Source organism: Halobacillus sp. K22 (assembly GCF_052246795.1).
Taxonomy (GTDB): Bacteria; Bacillota; Bacilli; order Bacillales; family Halobacillaceae; genus Halobacillus.
On sequence record NZ_JBQQCN010000014.1, the window covers coordinates 59,721 to 76,674 of the forward strand.

The following is a 16,954-nucleotide window of genomic DNA, read 5'->3' on the forward strand; positions in this document are numbered from 1 at the left end:
TCTTCACTCCTTTAAATAACTTCATCTTAGTAGATTACCCTTGGCTGTAAGACCTTCAAACATACCCAAAGGACTCAGGAGCAGCGTGATCAAGAAGGAATTCCTCTGGGTTTTCACCGATGAAGAATAAGCGGTGCAGCGGTCTGGTCATGGCGACATATAAAAGCTTCACATCGAGCGATGTCTCTTGATAGGAGTGACTTTCATTAAATAGGAAGACGACGTCAAACTCTAAGCCTTTCGCTAAATAAACGGGTAAAATCATGCAGTCAGCCATTTGATTTTGGGTCTCGTCAAACATTGTAAAACCTGCTCCGATACGATCCAATTGCTCAGCGGCAAGCACGGCTTCTTTATGCGTTTTCGTTACAACGGCAAAACTCTTCATTCCACCCTTTTTCAGTTCCTGCAGCTTTTCTGCGAATATTTCCTGCCACTCGTGATTTCGCTTAATAAACTGAGGTTTTTCTCCATGGCGGACCACTGGCTCTGCTTTTGGAAGGTTTTCAGGCATTAAATCCAATAGGTCGTTAGCCAGGTTCATAATTTCAATCGTTGTTCGATACGTTTTTTGCAGTTTGAGATAGTTGGCGTTTTGAAACACACCGCCCATTAGGCTTTCCCACTCCTTCAAACCTCTATAGCGGTAAATACCTTGAGCCAGATCACCTACAATAGTAAATAAGTCTGTGTGAAACGCATGCCTTAGACTGTACAACTCAAAAAAACTGTAATCCTGCGCTTCATCAATGACGACTTTCTTCGCCTGATCTTCTTTAGCGATGCCGGTAAGATACGCTTTTAAATAAAGAAGAGCTGCTAAATCTTCCGACTGAAGCTTCTGTTTCCGTAAGTAGTGTCTTGTCCAGGCCCTCATTTGTTTAAGCTCTTCCGTATCCTCTTCAATGAACGAACGAAAAATCCGTTCCTCATATAAATGAACGTACGCATCCAACAGCTCCCACTTAGGATAGTTTTTCATAAATTTCTGGAGAACGGTTTTAGCTTCCTTTTTAATCTCTTCCAGTGCTTCTTCTTTCCTTGTAATTAAGAAACTGACACGCTTCTTCCTTTTTTCAGGATCTTTCATCCCGAAAAGTGCACGGTCCAGCTGGTCGTCATATTTTTTTGCAAGAGCTGAGAGAATCTGTTTCTTTTTCCGATTCAGTTCACTGCGAAGGACGGCTTTAATTTTTTGCACTCTTACCTCGTAAGGGAAATAATTATAGTGCTTAAAGAATAGTTGATTGATGGCTTTCGCACTCTTTAATTTGAAGCCTGCCAATCGAAAATCTTCACGAATCGTATAGCCTGAACGAATATACCTACTGAACTGTTCCATCACGTCTTTAAATGCCTCGGAACCTTTATAGCCTGCCGACCAAAGCTCGGTTGAATGTCCGGAGTTCCCGGATTCCACCGTGTTCATTAGGTTCACATGCTGAGTGGTGACCGGCCAGGCTATATCCGTAACATCCTGTACAAATTCGATAAAGGTAGTCTGTCTGGCTTTGTGAACTCCAAGCTCCGGAAGTACTTCTGATATGTACTGAATAAACAGCTGGTTAGGAGCTAGAATCAGCATTTCTTCTGGTTTGAATATATCTCTCATCGAATAAAGAAAGTAAGATATCCGGTGCAATGCAATCGTGGTCTTGCCGCTTCCTGCTGCTCCCTGAACAATAATCGGTTTACGCAGATCCGCACGGATGACCTCATTTTGTTCTTCCTGAATGGTTGCTACGATCTCAGTCAGCCGGTTTTCTGCATTTTGTGAAAGAGAGTCCTGGAGAAGGTCATCTTTTGTGGTGATATCAATATCTCGAAAATTCTCCAGTTCGCCGTCTTCGATCTGATATTGTCGCTTAAGGGAAACACTTCCTTCATAACGTTCTCCTTCTGCTTCGTAACTGACTTCCCCAATTCGTCCTTCATAGTAAACGTTCGCAAGAGGAGAACGCCAGTCCAAAATAATCGGAAGCTGTGTTTCACGATCAAACAATGACATCTTCCCTATATAAAATATTTCTCTGTCGGGTTTTTCTTTTCGGTGAAAATCGATGCGGGCAAAGTAAGGTTTCTTACGGAGACGGTGCAGGCTTTCCAGCTGGTCGGCAGACATTTTCATAAAATTCGCGTGAGAGAGCATCTCTTGATAGCGCAGACTGCTGTCTTTGAAGTCAAGTTTGGCTAATGTATCCTCCTGACGTCTCTTTAACGTCTCCTGATCTGTTTCCTGAGCAGCGATCATCTGGTCCATATATGCTTTTGTAAAAGATAAGCGTTCTAATTCTTGAGGATAATCGGGGTGTTTACCGGACATTGGTCATTCTCCTTCCCTTGTATAGGACTGGCTTAGAGAAGTCTTGGAAATTTCCATTTTATAATAGGTTCTGTTAAATCTCCGCGTTGATTCTTAAAGTAAAGCTCCCTTTTCTGTAATACTCAGTTTCGAGATAATCGGGGCCCTTTACTATATTTGGAAGAGGCTGGTGGGGAAATAACTCGCTTTCCTATGGGGGAACGGTGAGCTTCCTCGCTCGTTTCACTCCCTGCGGGATCTCACCTAGTTCCTTCTCCCATGGGAGTCTCGCCATTTCCCCACCAACCCAGCCATTTCTTGTGAACGGACCCTGCTATAGGAGATAGAAGCCATGATGCATCTGCTTCCAATGCTCATATAACAGGGTTTCTACATCTGTATACACGTAAAGACCAGTGTGAATCATAGATGATCCTTGTTCATTGGAAGGCGTTTATGCAGAGAATTTTTGAGCTCTCAATGATTGCAAAGGGGCGGAAGGGAACGGCGAAGACTCCTGCGGGATGAACATGTTCGGTGAGATCCCGGAAGGCGAAGCCTGAGGAAGCTCACCACATGCCCGCGGAAAGCGAGTCGTTCCCTGGAGCCCCTTTCTCTACACAATATCTCGAAACTGAGTCTTCAACTATACGGCCCTTTAGCTTAATAAGCTTTAGATGAAAAATCAACTACATTGTTTAATAGAGCCTTTGTTTCAGAGGATTACTACATTACCATATAACATTTGGAAGCGCAATCATTAATTTCCATAAAAAAAGAAAAAGCTGCCCATTGTATTATAGGCAGCTCTTCACGCTTATTGACGCTTTTTGTTTTCTACATACTTTGGAAGCCGACTCTCAAAAACGGCGAAGGAAAAGACGCGTAAGAATATAGGATATAAAGCAACTAGCCCTAAAATATCTCCGATAAATCCAAGAAGATTGGTAGTAAACATAAGGACAGTCAAGATAAGCATTAAAACCGTAGTAACCATTCCAGTTAGTCCATTGACCGGGGTCCAGGCGCCGGCAATGGTTTTCGTATCGTGCTCGAGCAGTTCAAAGCAGCGATAGTGGTAGGGCCGTACCCTGAACCAGTTTGAAGCCGTTATAAGTTCATCACGGTCCCTAATCTCTTTGTAACAGTAACGACAAATGTTCGTGTTCATTGATCTACTCCTGAAAAAGGTATTTTTTCATTAACACACATTCATTTCCCTTTTCATTATACCGTATTTTATCCATAACTCTAAGCATTAATGTTATCCCACGTCCATTTTCATCCAAATCTTCTACTTTTGGAAACCAGTGTTTAACATCGCTCGAAACTTGGTAAGGTCTCCAATCAAAACCATCCCCGTGATCCTGGACTCTGACAAGCATCGTCCTATTCAAAAATAAGATCTTAAGTTTGATAGGTTTTTCACTACTCTCATGGTGCCCATGCTTCCAGGCATTGGTGACAGCTTCTGAAATAGAAGCATCCACTAATAGTTGATCCTTGCCAAAGACAGATGTTAAGTGTGGGTAAACTTCATCTCTTATTTCACACAAATCTTTGGGGTGGTTGATGTTCACTTCATAAGATGTTTTCATCTTCCAACCTCTCCTCTGCAAAGTTGATCCCCGCTTAGCTTTTTCATAAACCTTGCTTTCTCTCTATAACGGATATGTGCCTTGCTGAATGGAAAAAACTTAGTGTCTTATGGAACGTATTCCCCAAAAATATGAAATTGAAAAGGTCTTCAGCCTATAAAATTAAATAAAAACGACAAGGCAGCCTTCATACTGCCTTGTCGCAACTATTTATTTTCAAAATCCTGGATAATTTCAATGACTTTTTCTTTAGTCTGCCCGCTTTGATAGTGCTTCATTTTATCGATTAGTGATTGCTTGTTTTCCATTAAACGGTGGATTTCCTCTAAAAATCGATCATCTGTTAACTCTTCTTCTTCAACCTTGTGTGCAACCCCTTGCTTTACAAATGAGTCAGCATTTAAAATTTGGTCCCCACGGCTGACTTTTCTTGATAATGGAATAAGAAGCATCGGTTTATGAAGAGCTAGAAATTCGAATATGGCATTCGATCCTGCTCGAGAGACAATGTAATCAGAAGCCGCGAACAGGTCTTTCAATTCTTCATTTACGTACTCAAACTGAGCATAACCAGCCCGGTTAATCGATGAATCCTTATGATTTTTCCCGCAAATATGAATGATTTGTACATTTTTTAATAAAGCATCTAAATTGTTTCGAATCGCATCATTCAGACGTTTCGAGCCCGTACTTCCACCCATCACCATAATCACTGGTTTCTGTTTATGGAAATTACAATAAGACAACCCTTTTGAGCGCTTACCTTGAAATAATTCTTCTCTCACTACTGCACCAATAAACTCTGCTTTATCTTTCGGCAGATAGTCCATTGTTTCTGGAAAGGTAGCCAGAACCTTTTTAGCAAAGGGGAACGACAGTTTATTCGCAAGGCCAGGTGTATAATCCGATTCGTGGATAATGGTCGGCACCCTCTTCAATTTAGCTGCAGCAACCACTGGTACGGAAACAAATCCACCTTTAGAAAAAATAACTGCAGGTTTTCGCTTTCCAATAATGGAGAACGCCTGGAGCAATCCTTTCATTACTTTGAACGGATCTTTAAGATTCTCCTTTGAAATATAACGCCTGAGTTTTCCGGTGGAGATACCATGATACGTTACTCCATTGATTGATTCGATCAGCTGTCGTTCAATTCCTTCATAAGAACCAATATAATCGACCGTATACCCTCGCTTTTGAAACTCAGGAATTAATGCTAAGTTTACGATTACGTGGCCAGCGGTCCCTCCGCCTGTAAATAATATTCGTTTTTCACTCATTCTCCTCCAACGTCCTTTCTATCCTATTCGTGCTAGGTTTGCCCCTCTTATCTATGCTATAATCCTCGTATTCCTTTTAGCTGAATTACATCTGGTGCTAACCTGTTTCCGCGGATCTTTACGATACATAACCGCAAAATGTATGCTCTAACCAACGATTAAATATAAGCATCTTCACTTACAGCCATTCCTCTAAAGGAATTGTAACAGAAAAGGACGGTCTCTATGTATCAAACCTATACCATAAAAGAAAAAATAAAATTATTCTCCACAATCCTGTTTCCAATTTTAATTACTCAAATCGGCATGTATGCGATGAATTTCTTTGATACCGTGATGGCCGGACAGGCAGGTCCAGATGAATTAGCTGGAGTAGCGATTGGCGCGAGCATATGGATGCCCGTTTTCACGGGACTAAACGGCATACTCATGGCTATTTCCCCGATTGTGGCTCAATTAAAAGGAGCACGCAAGGAAAAAGAAATCCCTTTTTCCGTTAAACAGGGGGTTTATCTCGCGTTTCTCCTAGCTATTTTGATTGGTTCGATTGGATTCTTCCTATTGGATCCCATCCTTTCTCTCATGAACATAGAACCTTCTGTCCGATATGTAGCTAAATATTACTTAATCACCTTAGGAATCGGCATTATTCCATTATTCATCTTCAATATTCTGCGCTCCTTTGTCGATGCACTTGGGCTGACGCGAATTTCGATGACCATTATCCTGCTAACACTCCCAACAAATATTTTATTTAATTACATGTTTATTTTTGGCAAATGGGGTGCACCTGAACTTGGAGGAATAGGAGCAGGAGTAGCGTCTGCTCTCACTTATTTTGTATCATTTATTTTAGTTATCATTACCATCCACCGGCTCTATCCATTAAGACATTATCGTATATTCAAAGGATGGATGGCGCCTTCATTAAGAGAGTGGTGGGCCCAGTTAAAAATTGGGGTCCCGATCGGTTTTGCGATCTTTTTTGAAACTAGTATATTTGCAGCTGTTACTTTTTTCATGACCGCTTATGATACTAATACTATTGCCGCTCACCAGGCAGCGATTAATTTTGCCTCCTTTTTGTACATGATGCCTTTAAGTATTGCGTTTACTCTTACAATTGCTGTCGGCTTTGAATCAGGAGCTGGGAGGTTTACGGATGCAAGAACCTATTCCTATCTAGGTATTGGGACGGCTGTCGCTATGTCCGTGATTGCTGGACTCGTCCTGTACCTTATGGACGATTCAGTAGCAAGACTTTACAGTTCGAATGAAACGGTAATCGAATTAACGAAAAACTTCATTTTCTTTGCGATCTTCTTTCAGCTGTCCGATGCGTTTGGAGCCCCTATCCAAGGAGTTCTCCGCGGGTATAAAGATGTGAACATTACCCTGGTCATGGCGTTCATATCCTATTGGGTGATCGGGCTTCCAAGTGGATATCTGTTAGCGAACTATACGAGTCTTGGTCCTTACGGTTATTGGATGAGCTTGATCATCGGACTGACGGTAGGAGCCATCGCTCTCTTGTTCCGCATGCTCTCCTTGCAGCGTAAAAATGTCGCCAAAAAACAACCAGCATAAGAAAAGAGTCCCTCCACTATCTGGAAGGACTCTTTAATTTTACTTGGCTTTGATAAACTTCCCTATTCAATTACAGTAAAGCTCCCGTTTGTGGAAGACTTGTCATAGAAGCATTTAGGACCTATTTAGAAGGAGAGCATTCTCTCTTCTGGAAGGGTCCGTTATTCTCCCTTGGCTGGGCTGGTGGGGAAATGGCGAGACTCCCATGGGAGAAGGAATCAGGTGAGATCCCGCAGGGAGTGAAACGAGCGAGGAAGCTCACCGTTCCCCCATAGGAAAGCGAGTTATTTCCCCACCAGCCCCATCCTCATCTTGTAACGGACCCAATTCATCTTAAAACTGAGTCTTACAGAAAACCGCTCTTTAGTTTAATACCTGCTTATGAAAATCAACGATATCAAAGGCCTTACTTTTGAGCTAAGTTCATTACGACTAATCGTTCTTCGGTCATCTCATCAACGCTGTACTTCGGTCCTTCTTTGCCCCAGCCGCTTGATTTCACGCCGCCATAAGGCATTAGATCAACACGATATTGAGAAGAATCATTGATCATGAGTCCGCCTACTTCCACATTTTTAGCCGCATAGAAAGCCGTATCAAGATTCTGAGTGAATATACCGCCCTGCAGTCCATACTGAGACTGATTCACTTCATTAATACATTCCTTGATATCGGAAAAAGGAATCATGGATACGACTGGTGCAAATATCTCCTCGCAAACGACTTTCATATCGTTTTTCACGTCGGTCATCACAGTCGGTTTTAATAAAGCACCTTCTCTTTCACCACCATAAAAGACTTGAGCTCCAGCATCTTTTGCTTCTTCAATCCAGCTTTCCGCCCTTTTGGCTTCTTCCTCACTAATCATCGGGCCAACATCTGTTTCCGGGTCATTCGGATCCCCTACATTAAGGTCCTTAATCGATTCTACCAACTTATTTTGGAATTCTTCCTTCACTTCTTCATGAACATAGATCCTCTGCACGGAGATACAAACCTGACCAGCGAAAGCGAAACTTTTGGCAGCAATATTGGCTGCTGCTGCATCAACATCCGCTTCCTTGTCCACGATGACAGGAGAGTTGTTCCCAAGTTCCAGGATCAGTTTGTTCAAGCCTGTATTTTGCTTCAGCTTCAGACCGATTTTCGCACTTCCTGTAAACGTGTACATATTGATTCTTGAATCTTCCATCATCTGGTTCCCTACAGTAGAGCCAGAACCGACCACTACATTTAAGAATCCTTTCGGAAGACCCGCTTCTTCAAACAACTCTGCCAGTTTAAGAGCTGAAATCGGCGTTTTACTTGTTGGTTTTAAGACCACCGCATTTCCACCGGCAATAGCAGGAGCAATTTTGTGAGCCACCAGATTAATTGGGAAATTGAACGGACTAATCGCTCCGACCACACCCACCGGCACTTTGATCGTAAAGGCCATTCGATTCTCCGAGCCCGGTGCTGCTTCAACCGGCACACCTTCCCCATGGACTCGTTTTGCTTCTTCTGCCGATAACTCAATCGTTTGAGAGGCACGGTCAACTTCTGTGCGCGTCTGTTTCAATGGCTTTCCGGCTTCCATAGTCATATTCTTCGCTAGTTCTTCTTTATTCTCAACCAACAGTTCACTAACCCGTTTTAAAATTTCATATCGTTTATAAGGGGTCATCTGGCGATTTTTATACGCCTCCTGAGCTGCCTCAATTGCCTGATTCACTTCTTTTTCAGAAGCTTTAGCAACCTCTGCGTAAGTTTCCTGAGTATATTTATTAAGTACTTCTAATTTGTCATCCGTATCGATCCATTCTCCATTAATATAAAGTTTATAGCTTTTTACCATTAATGATCTCTCCTTCATATGGAATCTATTACTATATTTCCTTTATATGTGAATCATAAACGTTACCCTGCATGACGTGGCGGTCTTAGTCGAACCTCCTCAGGGATGTGATTCATTCCGTTGAATTTGATGGATTAGGTCGCAAGCTCTGCTATCCCGACCACCATCTTTTCTAAATTTGTATCGTAACTGATCCTTACAAAAGCCGGAGCTTATGGAAAAAAGATATAAAAAAACTGTGCGGGAAACCCGCACAGTTTTTACATTTTTATAAGAAGATACCGGCAATTGTTGCAGAAAGCATAGAACCAAGAGTAGCACCGATTAGAAGCTTCAGACCGAAACCGGACACTCGTCCACCTTTTTCAGCGTCAATTCCCTGAACGGTACCTGCAATGATTCCAATACTAGAGAAGTTAGCGAAACTGGTCAGGAATACAGTTACGATTCCGACTGTTTTCTCGGAAACTCCTTCAAGCATTCCCTGGAATTCTAGCATCGCTACAAATTCGTTCGTTACAATTTTCGTACCCATAATGGCACCAGCGTCGACTACTTCTGCCGCTGGAATACCCATAAGCAGGCCGATTGGCGCAATAATGTAACCAAGCAGCTGCTGTAGTGTAAAGCCACCAAAGATGGCACCAAAGACGGCATTAGCAAGCTCAAGAGAAGCAATGAACGCAATAAGCATAGAAGCAACAATTAAAGCAATTTTACCGCCATCAAGCGCTCCATTTCCCATCGCTTCGAAAAAGCTTTTCGCGTTAGAAACGTCCTGGATATCTACTTCATCTTCTTCTTTAGGAACATTAACCGGAGCAATAATGGAAGCCACAATTAGTGCACTAAACATGTTTAACGGAAGAGCAACCAGGATATACTCATCGGGGAGTATCCCTAAGTAGGCTCCCACAATAGAAGCAGAAACTGACCCCATAGCCGATGCACTGACAATATAAAGACGGTTATCATTTAGATTATGGAACTGTGATTTAATAGCAATAAGTGCTTCTGACTGACCAAAGAAAATACTATTTACAGCGTTGAAAGATTCTACTTTTGGAAGGCCAGTAATTTTTGATAAGCCCCAACCCAAATATTTAATGATAAAAGGCAAAATCTTCAAATACGTTAATACTGAAAGGATCGTTGCGAAGAATATAATAAGCAGTAGTACATTAAAGAAGAACACCCCGTTATCTCCTACTTGTACGCCACCAAGAACGAAGTTAACTCCTTCTGTTCCGTATTCAATTAAACGGTTGAACACCCATGAGATCCCTTTAATAATTTGCTGTCCAACTGTAGTATTGAACATGAATGCTGTAAGAACAAGCTGAACGGCCAGCATAATTCCTACACCCTTATAATTGATGTTCTTACGATCATTGGACATAAGAAACGCAATTCCTAAGATAACTGCAACAGCTGCAATTCCTAATAAAACCCCTATAACATTATTCACTGTTGGTTCCTCCCCTAATATAATAAAAAATGAAAACGAAAAATGAAAATGCTTTCATAAACATATTCTATCTTGGATTTTAACAGGTTGTCAGACGTCATGCAAGGTATCATACATATACGCAATTTTCACTTAATTCATCTTTATCATCTTCTCACACCCTAGTTTACGTGAGAGATGATGCTTAAAAAAGAGAAAACCTCCGGTGCTTATTTCCACCGGAGGTTGAAACTGTTATAACTATTGGGTAATAAACATTTGGGTCCAGTAATGACCGTAGCTTCCACCTTTAGCATAGCCGACCCCAATCTGCTTCAAATTCGGATCCAGAATATTCTTTCTGTGCCCTGGGCTGTTCATCCAGCCGTTTACAACTTGCTCTGGAGTACTCTGGCCGGCGGCGATGTTTTCCGCTGCTCTGCGGTACGATACATTAAAGTCTCTCATCATGTCAAAGGGAGAGCCGTATGTTGGGGAATTATGAGAAAAATATCCCTTATTCGCCATATCTCTGGACTTATAGCGAGCCACACGGGAAAGCTGCCAATTTTCCTTTAGGGCAGGCAATCCTTGTTGAGCGCGCTCCTGATTCGTTAAATCAATGACCTGCTGCTCCGTTGACTTTACTTGTCTTTTTAACGGAATCGTCACTCGGTCTCCAGGGTAGATTAAATCTGGATTATTAAACTGAGGGTTCGCGTTTATAATCTCTGAGAGACCAATTTGATAACGCTTGGATATTTTCCATAAGGTATCGCCGCTCTTAACCACGTAAGTGTCTGTAGCAGCCTGGGTAGGCTGAGGGCTTTGCATAAACATAACGGCTGATAATATAAGGACGCCTATCAATAACCATTTTTTCACGTATTTTCGCTCCTTTATGTTCTAGTCAGGAGTAGTTTGGCTCAAACCTCTGAAAATATGTACTGGATGCAGAAACACCTGCCCACAATTAAGTCAGCAGGTATTTGGATATCTATTTTGCTTTAGAATAACCAACAAATTCAGAATAGGCCTCGGTCTGCAAGCCTCTTTATTAACTGATCACTCCATATTGGACAATATCCACTTCTACAATTGGGTTAATGGTGATATTAGGGAACTCTTCTTCCCATTTAATTTTTTTCCAATACTCAGGGTGATAAGATTCAACGTTGCGGCCAATTTGAAAGACATCACTATTTGCTCCTTGAACAGTGGCTATAATCTCCTCAGATTGCTCTGTCAGCAATTCCGATAATTTTTTATTCAGTTCCTTAATGGTTTTTTTAGAGGTCAAGTGGTCTCTCGGGTATTCAACCACTCTCACTTTTAGTTTCATAGTAATATCAGCCGTCACTTGATTATTTTCAACCTTTATTTTCATATCATGACGGTTCCTCATCACACGGAAGGTAAGGTAGTTTCTTATCGGGTTTTCTTCTTCATCAGTTACTTTTAATGTGAAACTGGCTACCTTCCCTCTTATCCCCTCAAGTAACATCAGTAAAGTAGTCTGGTGGTTAGGAATAAACTTCCCTGTATAGGCATCTTTATGAAACAAAGCCAGGCCCTCAAAGTTAAGCAGATTCTCTTCTTTTTTTACACTTAACAGAGGAACAGCAAAATCAATCCCCGGCTCGAGCATCTCGCCATGCAGGACTTCAATATTCTCTCCCGTAGAATGAGTGGCCATGGTCTGACCTTCCAGTAACCCGCTGACATATTTACTTACTCCAGGTTCATTGGGAGGGGTTATTCGAATTGCATCTTCAGCTTTTCCTTCAACCACAGCTATATACGCATTTAAGTTATTGTTCGGGTTGCGATAAAACTGGTCAAAGATCGGCTGGATGGAATTTTTAGCGAGTTCTTCGCCCATTAGGATTACTTTTGCCTTGGAAGGGTCGAACGTATTAGCTATCATCTGGTCAGTATGATCGCGAGCCTCCCGTGGAGTGTGCCCTTCCGTAGTAAGGATTTGCACTGTTTCACTGGTTGGACCTTCAGTACTTCTTTTGACAGTTGGGATAGAAACGGTCTCTATTACTCCGCCATCTTCATTCTGATCAAATCCAATGGAAAGTACCAGTTTTATATCTTTAAATTGTCTCGTATCCCAGCAGCCGGTTAATAACACGAGAGAAGATAAAATACATATCCACTTCCTAGTCATGATGATCCACCTTTCTTGAAACTTCCCCTGAGTACGCTGACAAAGTAAAGGATAAACACTAACGCTACGGAAAAGGTATAACCGAGCCATACAACAAAATTATTAAATTGATCAACTCTTTCCATGTTATATCCAATAAACATAGGCGGGATCAAAATTAAGAGGGCGGCAATGGTGTAAACCAATGTTGTTTTTTTGGTTCCGAATACATCAGCCAGTCCAAGACCTGTCATATATACATACGTCGTTAAGGTAGTAGCTACATTAACGACCCATATGGATAAAAAGAAAAGATCAAGTCTTGCGACAATGACAAGATCAAATGATTTCAGCATATATAGCAAGGGTTCTTGGACGAAACTCATCTCGGTGGTACTAAAGAATGTAAAGCTTACGATGACTGTGAATAGATAAAACAAAACAACGAACCAGTGGGCATAAAAAATGGTTCGCAGTCTCTGCGCAGGGCTCCCTTCTACCTTCGAGTAAATAACCAGGCTGATAATAAACCCGAAAAAAGATAGTACAGCTTCATTCGCTCCTTTTATTACAGGCATCCAGCCAGAATTCAGAATTGGAAAAAGGAACACCATCTGTGTGTCTTTTAAAGCATAAAGGACACAAGCGATTAGAATGATCAGGAGAACTGAGACGAACGTATAAAACCTGGCTATTGCGTTAAGGCCTCCAGACGCTAAGTATAAACAGATCAGAATCATCAAGAGAGCCAAAATCCAAAACGGAGTCTGCGGAAGTACCCAGAGACTAATCAGACGTACAAATATTAGAAGAATAACCATAGCCACCATGGAAAAATACACCACATACAATAAAGAGATTCCTTTTCCCAGCCACTTAGAATAAACAGCTTCATTAATCTGGAAAAAGTCTTTATCAGGATAACGCTTTGCAATGAGCCAGATAACCAGCAATACGATTTGCAGCAGCACACCGCCAATTAAAAGAGAAATCCAGCCGTCCTGTTTAGCCTGGGAATGGAGATCATAGGGCAGGGACAGGATCCCCACTCCAATTTCTGTTTGAACGATAATAAAGAAATATTGGCGGCGGGATAGTTTATTGGTTATTGTCATCTTGCTCATTCTGCACCCACTCCCTTGACTCCCCCATAGCTTTTTCTTGTAATGGATGGGCATCTTTAGGCCGCTTCTTCATCATAAACAGGGGTAGCCTGACAAAAGTGTCTTTCAAATCGTTGAAATTCAGCGGCGCTACTGGCGCAAAGTAAGGAACTCCAAACGACTCAAGTCTGATTAAATGAACGGTTAAAAAAAGAAAACCAAAAACAATTCCTATAAAACCAAACGTTCCGGCGAGGAATATCAATGGAAAGGTCATTAACCTTAAGGTTGTACTTAATTCGTTAGAAGGAACCACAAAAGAGGCGATCGCTGTCAAGGCAACTACGATGACCATTAAATTGGATACAAGTCCTGCCCGTACAACCGCATCCCCAATCACAAGACCTCCCACAATCCCGATCGTCTGTCCAACAGGCGACGGAAGCCGAATCCCCGACTCTCGTATTAATTCAATAATGACGACCATTATTAATGCTTCCAGTAACGGAGGATAAGCAATTTCATTGATAGAACTTTTTACAGGCAGCAGCAGTTCATCGGGGAGCACTTCGTAGTGAAAGCTGATAATAGCAATATAAAAAGCAGGCATTCCCACGGCTATCATAAAACTGGCTAATCTCACTAATCGTACAAATGTACCCGTGTACCATCTGGCATTATAATCATCCGAAGCCTGATAAAACATAAAAAACGTCGAAGGAGCAATTAATGCCGTCGGGCTTCCTTCAGCCATTAAGGCAATGCGGCCTTCCATAATATTCGCGACAACCCTATCAGGGCGTTCTGTATTCAGCATTTGCGGAAAAGGAGAGTACGGATTATCCTCAATGAATTCTTCTATATAACCAGGGCTCTGAATCATGTCTACACTAATCGATTTAATACGTTTTTCCAGCTTTTGAACAATCTCCGGGTCCGCAATGCCGTCCATGTAAACGATGGCGATATTCGTATTCGTTTTCTTTCCAACTTTAAAATATTTGACCACCAGATCCCGATGTTCAATCTTCTTCCGGATAAGGTTCAGATTAATCATTAAATTTTCAATAAATCCATCATGCGATCCGCGGACAATTTTTTCATTTTGAGGTTCTTCCACGTTTCGGTTAAACACCGAAGTCACATTAAAACGTGTGATGGTGGAGCTACCGTCTTCCATATAAACCGCATGACCGCGCAGCAGTGTAGGGATCATCTCTTCCAGATTTTCAGAGCTTCTGGCGTTCGGGATTTCTGATATATGTTCGACATGCCCCATTTCGAGAGGGGTAAAAATATTCTGTTGGATTTTCTCCTGATCCACAAGCGGCTCAAAGTACATAAGAACCGCCTGTCCATTATTCATGGCTCGTATTTTCAAATCATCGGTTCTCTTAAATTCATTTAAGAGATATTCTACGTTTTCCGACAGTTTTTTTGAGCTCGGCTGTTTTGGTTGTTGGTCTTGACCTTTATTGCTCGTATCCTCAATTTTATCTCTATTTCCAAATAATTTTCTTAGAAATCCCATTTAGCATCACCTGCAATTAGGCTTCCACATATAGGCATTCTTTATACAAATTTTCCATTACACAAAAAAACCAGATGAACGAATAACCGTCCACCTGGTTTTTGATTTTCATAAGATGCTTATTAAAGGAAAAGGCCGGATAGTTGAAGACTCAGATTCGAGATATTGAGTGGAGAAAGGGCTCCAGGGAACGGCTCGCTTTCCGCGGGCCTGTGGTGAGCTTCCTCAGGCTTCGCCTTCCGGGATCTCACCGATCATGTTCATCCCGCAGGAGTCTTCGCCGTTCCCCTCCGCCCCTTTGCGATCATTAAGAGCTCGAAAATTTTCTGCGTAATCGCCTTCCAATGAACGAGGATCATCTATAATCCACCTCGATTTTTACTGTTGGTTTAAGTGTAGGAACCCTGTTATAGAAGCATTTGAGGCAGATACAGCTTGGCTCCTGTCTTCTATAGCAGGGTCCGTTCACTAGATATCATTGGGGTGGCGGAGGAAACGACGAGACTCCCGCGGGAGAAGGAGCGAGGCGAGACCCCACAAGGAGTGGTAACGACTGAGGAGGCTTGCCAGTTCCCCCGCAGGAAAGCGAGTTGTTTCCGTAGCCGCCCCACTCTTTTTTTGGCAATGGACCCGAGTTATCTCGAAACTGAGTCTTAAAGAAACGGGAGCTATACTTTAATATCAACATGGATTGTTAAAAGAGAGCTTGAATTAATGACCTGGAAAAAAGGCCATTTGCAAGATAAAGATTATCGCAAATACATAGAGAATCCAGTGTACTTGTTTTCCTTTTCCCATCACCAGTTTTAAAACGGGATACGTAATAAAACCAAGCGCAATCCCAGTAGCTATACTGGATGTAAGTGGCATAGTCAGAATAATAATAAAAGCAGGGAAGGCATCATCAAAGGATGTCCAGTTTACTTTAGCCAGTCCTTCCATCATAAAACACCCGACGATAATCAGTACCGGCGCTGTAATAGCTGGCAGTCCTGAAACAGCTCCAACAAGCGGGGCAAAGAACATAGAAAGCAGGAATAAACCAGCAACAACTACTGTTGTTAGTCCAGTCCTTCCCCCCGCAGCTACTCCTGAGGAAGATTCAATGTAAGCGGATGATGGACTGGTTCCGAACATGGCCCCCACCGTAGTGGCGGAAGCATCAGCCATTAGCGCTGCTCTTGCCCGGGGCAGACTGCCATCTTTACGTATGAATCCGGCCTGCTCAGCAACCCCAACCATCGTCCCTGTTGTATCAAAAATCGTAACGAGCAAGAACGCAAAAATAACCGTATATAAACTATTGGTGAATACTCCGGCAATATCCATATCCCAGAATACAGGAGTTGGCGGTACAGACATGACTCCACCGATCTCAAGTTGACCGGTAAAGTATCCAACCACAGCGGTAATCACCATTCCGATAAACAAGCCCCCTGTAACGTTACGGGCAATAAGGATCAAAGTAATGAACAAGCCACCAATGGTCAGCAATGTACCCGGAGCAGTCAAATCTCCAAGTGTCACCAGTGTTTCTTCACTTGCTACGATGATCCCTGACATACGCAGCCCCAAAAAGGCAATAAATAAACCAATTCCTGAGGTGATTCCATATTTTAAGGAAGCAGGTATTGCGGTAATTAAGGTTTCCCGAAGTTTTGTCAGACTAAGAATGACAAATAGAATACCTGCTAAGAATACAGTCCCAAGGATGACGGAGTAACTGACATCCTGTTGTATAACCTCCGTTACAAAATAAGCGTTCATCCCCATGCCAGGAGCGATGGCAATCGGGTAGTTGGCCGCAAAGGCCATGATTAATGTTCCAACAATAGCAGCTATGATCGTCGCCATAAATACTTGTTCAAATGGAACACCAGCCGCTTCCAATATCCCCGGGTTCACCACCACGATATACACCATCGTGAGAAACGTGGTAATTCCGGCTAATAATTCAGTTCTTACATTCGTATGGTTTTCTTCTAATTTAAATAATTTCTTCATACTATAAATCCCCTGTCTCGCTTGTAAAATCACAACGTTTCTAATCATAAGATGAAAACGAACAAAAATCAATAGATTTTACTTTAACGTTCGTGTTTTAACGATTTTTT

At 42.1% G+C, this 16,954-nt stretch carries 12 protein-coding genes; 1 reads left to right on the forward strand and 11 read right to left on the reverse strand.

The features are described 5' to 3' along the window. Positions 1 to 55 precede the first annotated feature (55 nt). The 4 genes from helD to ACTWPM_RS11580 form a co-directional block, all read right to left on the reverse strand. Positions 56 to 2,323: an RNA polymerase recycling motor HelD gene (helD, locus tag ACTWPM_RS11565; protein ID WP_443133195.1), complete on the reverse strand. Its 2,268-nt coding sequence runs from the start codon at positions 2,321 to 2,323 to the stop codon at positions 56 to 58. Positions 2,324 to 3,119: 796 nt separating this feature from the next. Next, positions 3,120 to 3,473 carry a hypothetical protein gene (locus tag ACTWPM_RS11570; protein WP_443133196.1) on the reverse strand — a complete coding sequence of 118 codons (354 nt, stop codon included), beginning with the start codon at positions 3,471 to 3,473 and terminating at the stop codon, positions 3,120 to 3,122. A 4-nt stretch (positions 3,474 to 3,477) separates the two neighbouring features. Further along, positions 3,478 to 3,900: an ATP-binding protein gene (locus tag ACTWPM_RS11575; RefSeq protein ID WP_443133197.1), complete on the reverse strand. Its 423-nt coding sequence runs from the start codon at positions 3,898 to 3,900 to the stop codon at positions 3,478 to 3,480. A 206-nt stretch (positions 3,901 to 4,106) separates the two neighbouring features. Further along, positions 4,107 to 5,180: an undecaprenyldiphospho-muramoylpentapeptide beta-N-acetylglucosaminyltransferase gene (locus ACTWPM_RS11580; RefSeq protein ID WP_443133198.1), complete on the reverse strand. Its 1,074-nt coding sequence runs from the start codon at positions 5,178 to 5,180 to the stop codon at positions 4,107 to 4,109. 225 nt (positions 5,181 to 5,405) lie between these two features. Between ACTWPM_RS11580 and ACTWPM_RS11585 the strand changes: the two genes are divergently transcribed. Then, positions 5,406 to 6,767 (forward strand): MATE family efflux transporter, encoded by a 1,362-nt coding sequence (locus ACTWPM_RS11585; protein WP_443133199.1) that lies wholly within the window; start codon positions 5,406 to 5,408, stop codon positions 6,765 to 6,767. A 406-nt stretch (positions 6,768 to 7,173) separates the two neighbouring features. Here ACTWPM_RS11585 and ACTWPM_RS11590 read toward each other — a convergent pair whose 3' ends face one another. From ACTWPM_RS11590 to ACTWPM_RS11620, 7 genes are all read right to left on the reverse strand, one after another. Then, complete coding sequence (locus tag ACTWPM_RS11590) at positions 7,174 to 8,604, reverse strand: aldehyde dehydrogenase family protein (RefSeq protein WP_443133200.1); 1,431 nt, start codon at positions 8,602 to 8,604, stop codon at positions 7,174 to 7,176. A gap of 268 nt (positions 8,605 to 8,872) precedes the next feature. Further along, positions 8,873 to 10,060 carry a NupC/NupG family nucleoside CNT transporter gene (locus ACTWPM_RS11595; RefSeq protein WP_443133234.1) on the reverse strand — a complete coding sequence of 396 codons (1,188 nt, stop codon included), beginning with the start codon at positions 10,058 to 10,060 and terminating at the stop codon, positions 8,873 to 8,875. 252 nt (positions 10,061 to 10,312) lie between these two features. Then, positions 10,313 to 10,936: a SafA/ExsA family spore coat assembly protein gene (gene safA / locus ACTWPM_RS11600; RefSeq protein ID WP_443133201.1), complete on the reverse strand. Its 624-nt coding sequence runs from the start codon at positions 10,934 to 10,936 to the stop codon at positions 10,313 to 10,315. Positions 10,937 to 11,108: 172 nt separating this feature from the next. Continuing rightward, the gene (locus ACTWPM_RS11605; protein WP_443133202.1) at positions 11,109 to 12,227 is read right to left on the reverse strand and encodes a Ger(x)C family spore germination protein; all 1,119 of its coding nucleotides are present in this window, start codon (positions 12,225 to 12,227) and stop codon (positions 11,109 to 11,111) included. Then, positions 12,224 to 13,330 (reverse strand): GerAB/ArcD/ProY family transporter, encoded by a 1,107-nt coding sequence (locus tag ACTWPM_RS11610; RefSeq protein ID WP_443133203.1) that lies wholly within the window; start codon positions 13,328 to 13,330, stop codon positions 12,224 to 12,226. Before ACTWPM_RS11610 ends, ACTWPM_RS11605 begins: the two co-directional genes overlap by 4 nt. Then, the gene (locus ACTWPM_RS11615) at positions 13,305 to 14,840 is read right to left on the reverse strand and encodes a spore germination protein (RefSeq protein ID WP_443133204.1); all 1,536 of its coding nucleotides are present in this window, start codon (positions 14,838 to 14,840) and stop codon (positions 13,305 to 13,307) included. The genes ACTWPM_RS11610 and ACTWPM_RS11615 overlap by 26 nt, the downstream gene beginning before the upstream one ends. A 711-nt stretch (positions 14,841 to 15,551) precedes the next feature. Further along, positions 15,552 to 16,844 (reverse strand): NCS2 family permease, encoded by a 1,293-nt coding sequence (locus tag ACTWPM_RS11620; protein WP_443133205.1) that lies wholly within the window; start codon positions 16,842 to 16,844, stop codon positions 15,552 to 15,554. Between the last annotated feature and the right edge of the window lie 110 nt (positions 16,845 to 16,954).

Coding starts and splice junctions, on each gene's coding strand:
- ACTWPM_RS11580 (WP_443133198.1), bottom strand. CDS start 5,180: ATGAGTGAAAAACGAATATTATTTACAGGCGGAGGGACCGCTGGCCAC.
- ACTWPM_RS11585 (WP_443133199.1), top strand. CDS start 5,406: ATGTATCAAACCTATACCATAAAAGAAAAAATAAAATTATTCTCCACA.
- ACTWPM_RS11620 (WP_443133205.1), bottom strand. CDS start 16,844: ATGAAGAAATTATTTAAATTAGAAGAAAACCATACGAATGTAAGAACT.
- ACTWPM_RS11605 (WP_443133202.1), bottom strand. CDS start 12,227: ATGACTAGGAAGTGGATATGTATTTTATCTTCTCTCGTGTTATTAACC.
- ACTWPM_RS11570 (WP_443133196.1), bottom strand. CDS start 3,473: ATGAACACGAACATTTGTCGTTACTGTTACAAAGAGATTAGGGACCGT.
- ACTWPM_RS11610 (WP_443133203.1), bottom strand. CDS start 13,330: ATGAGCAAGATGACAATAACCAATAAACTATCCCGCCGCCAATATTTC.
- ACTWPM_RS11590 (WP_443133200.1), bottom strand. CDS start 8,604: ATGGTAAAAAGCTATAAACTTTATATTAATGGAGAATGGATCGATACG.
- ACTWPM_RS11615 (WP_443133204.1), bottom strand. CDS start 14,840: ATGGGATTTCTAAGAAAATTATTTGGAAATAGAGATAAAATTGAGGAT.
- helD (WP_443133195.1), bottom strand. CDS start 2,323: ATGTCCGGTAAACACCCCGATTATCCTCAAGAATTAGAACGCTTATCT.
- ACTWPM_RS11575 (WP_443133197.1), bottom strand. CDS start 3,900: ATGAAAACATCTTATGAAGTGAACATCAACCACCCCAAAGATTTGTGT.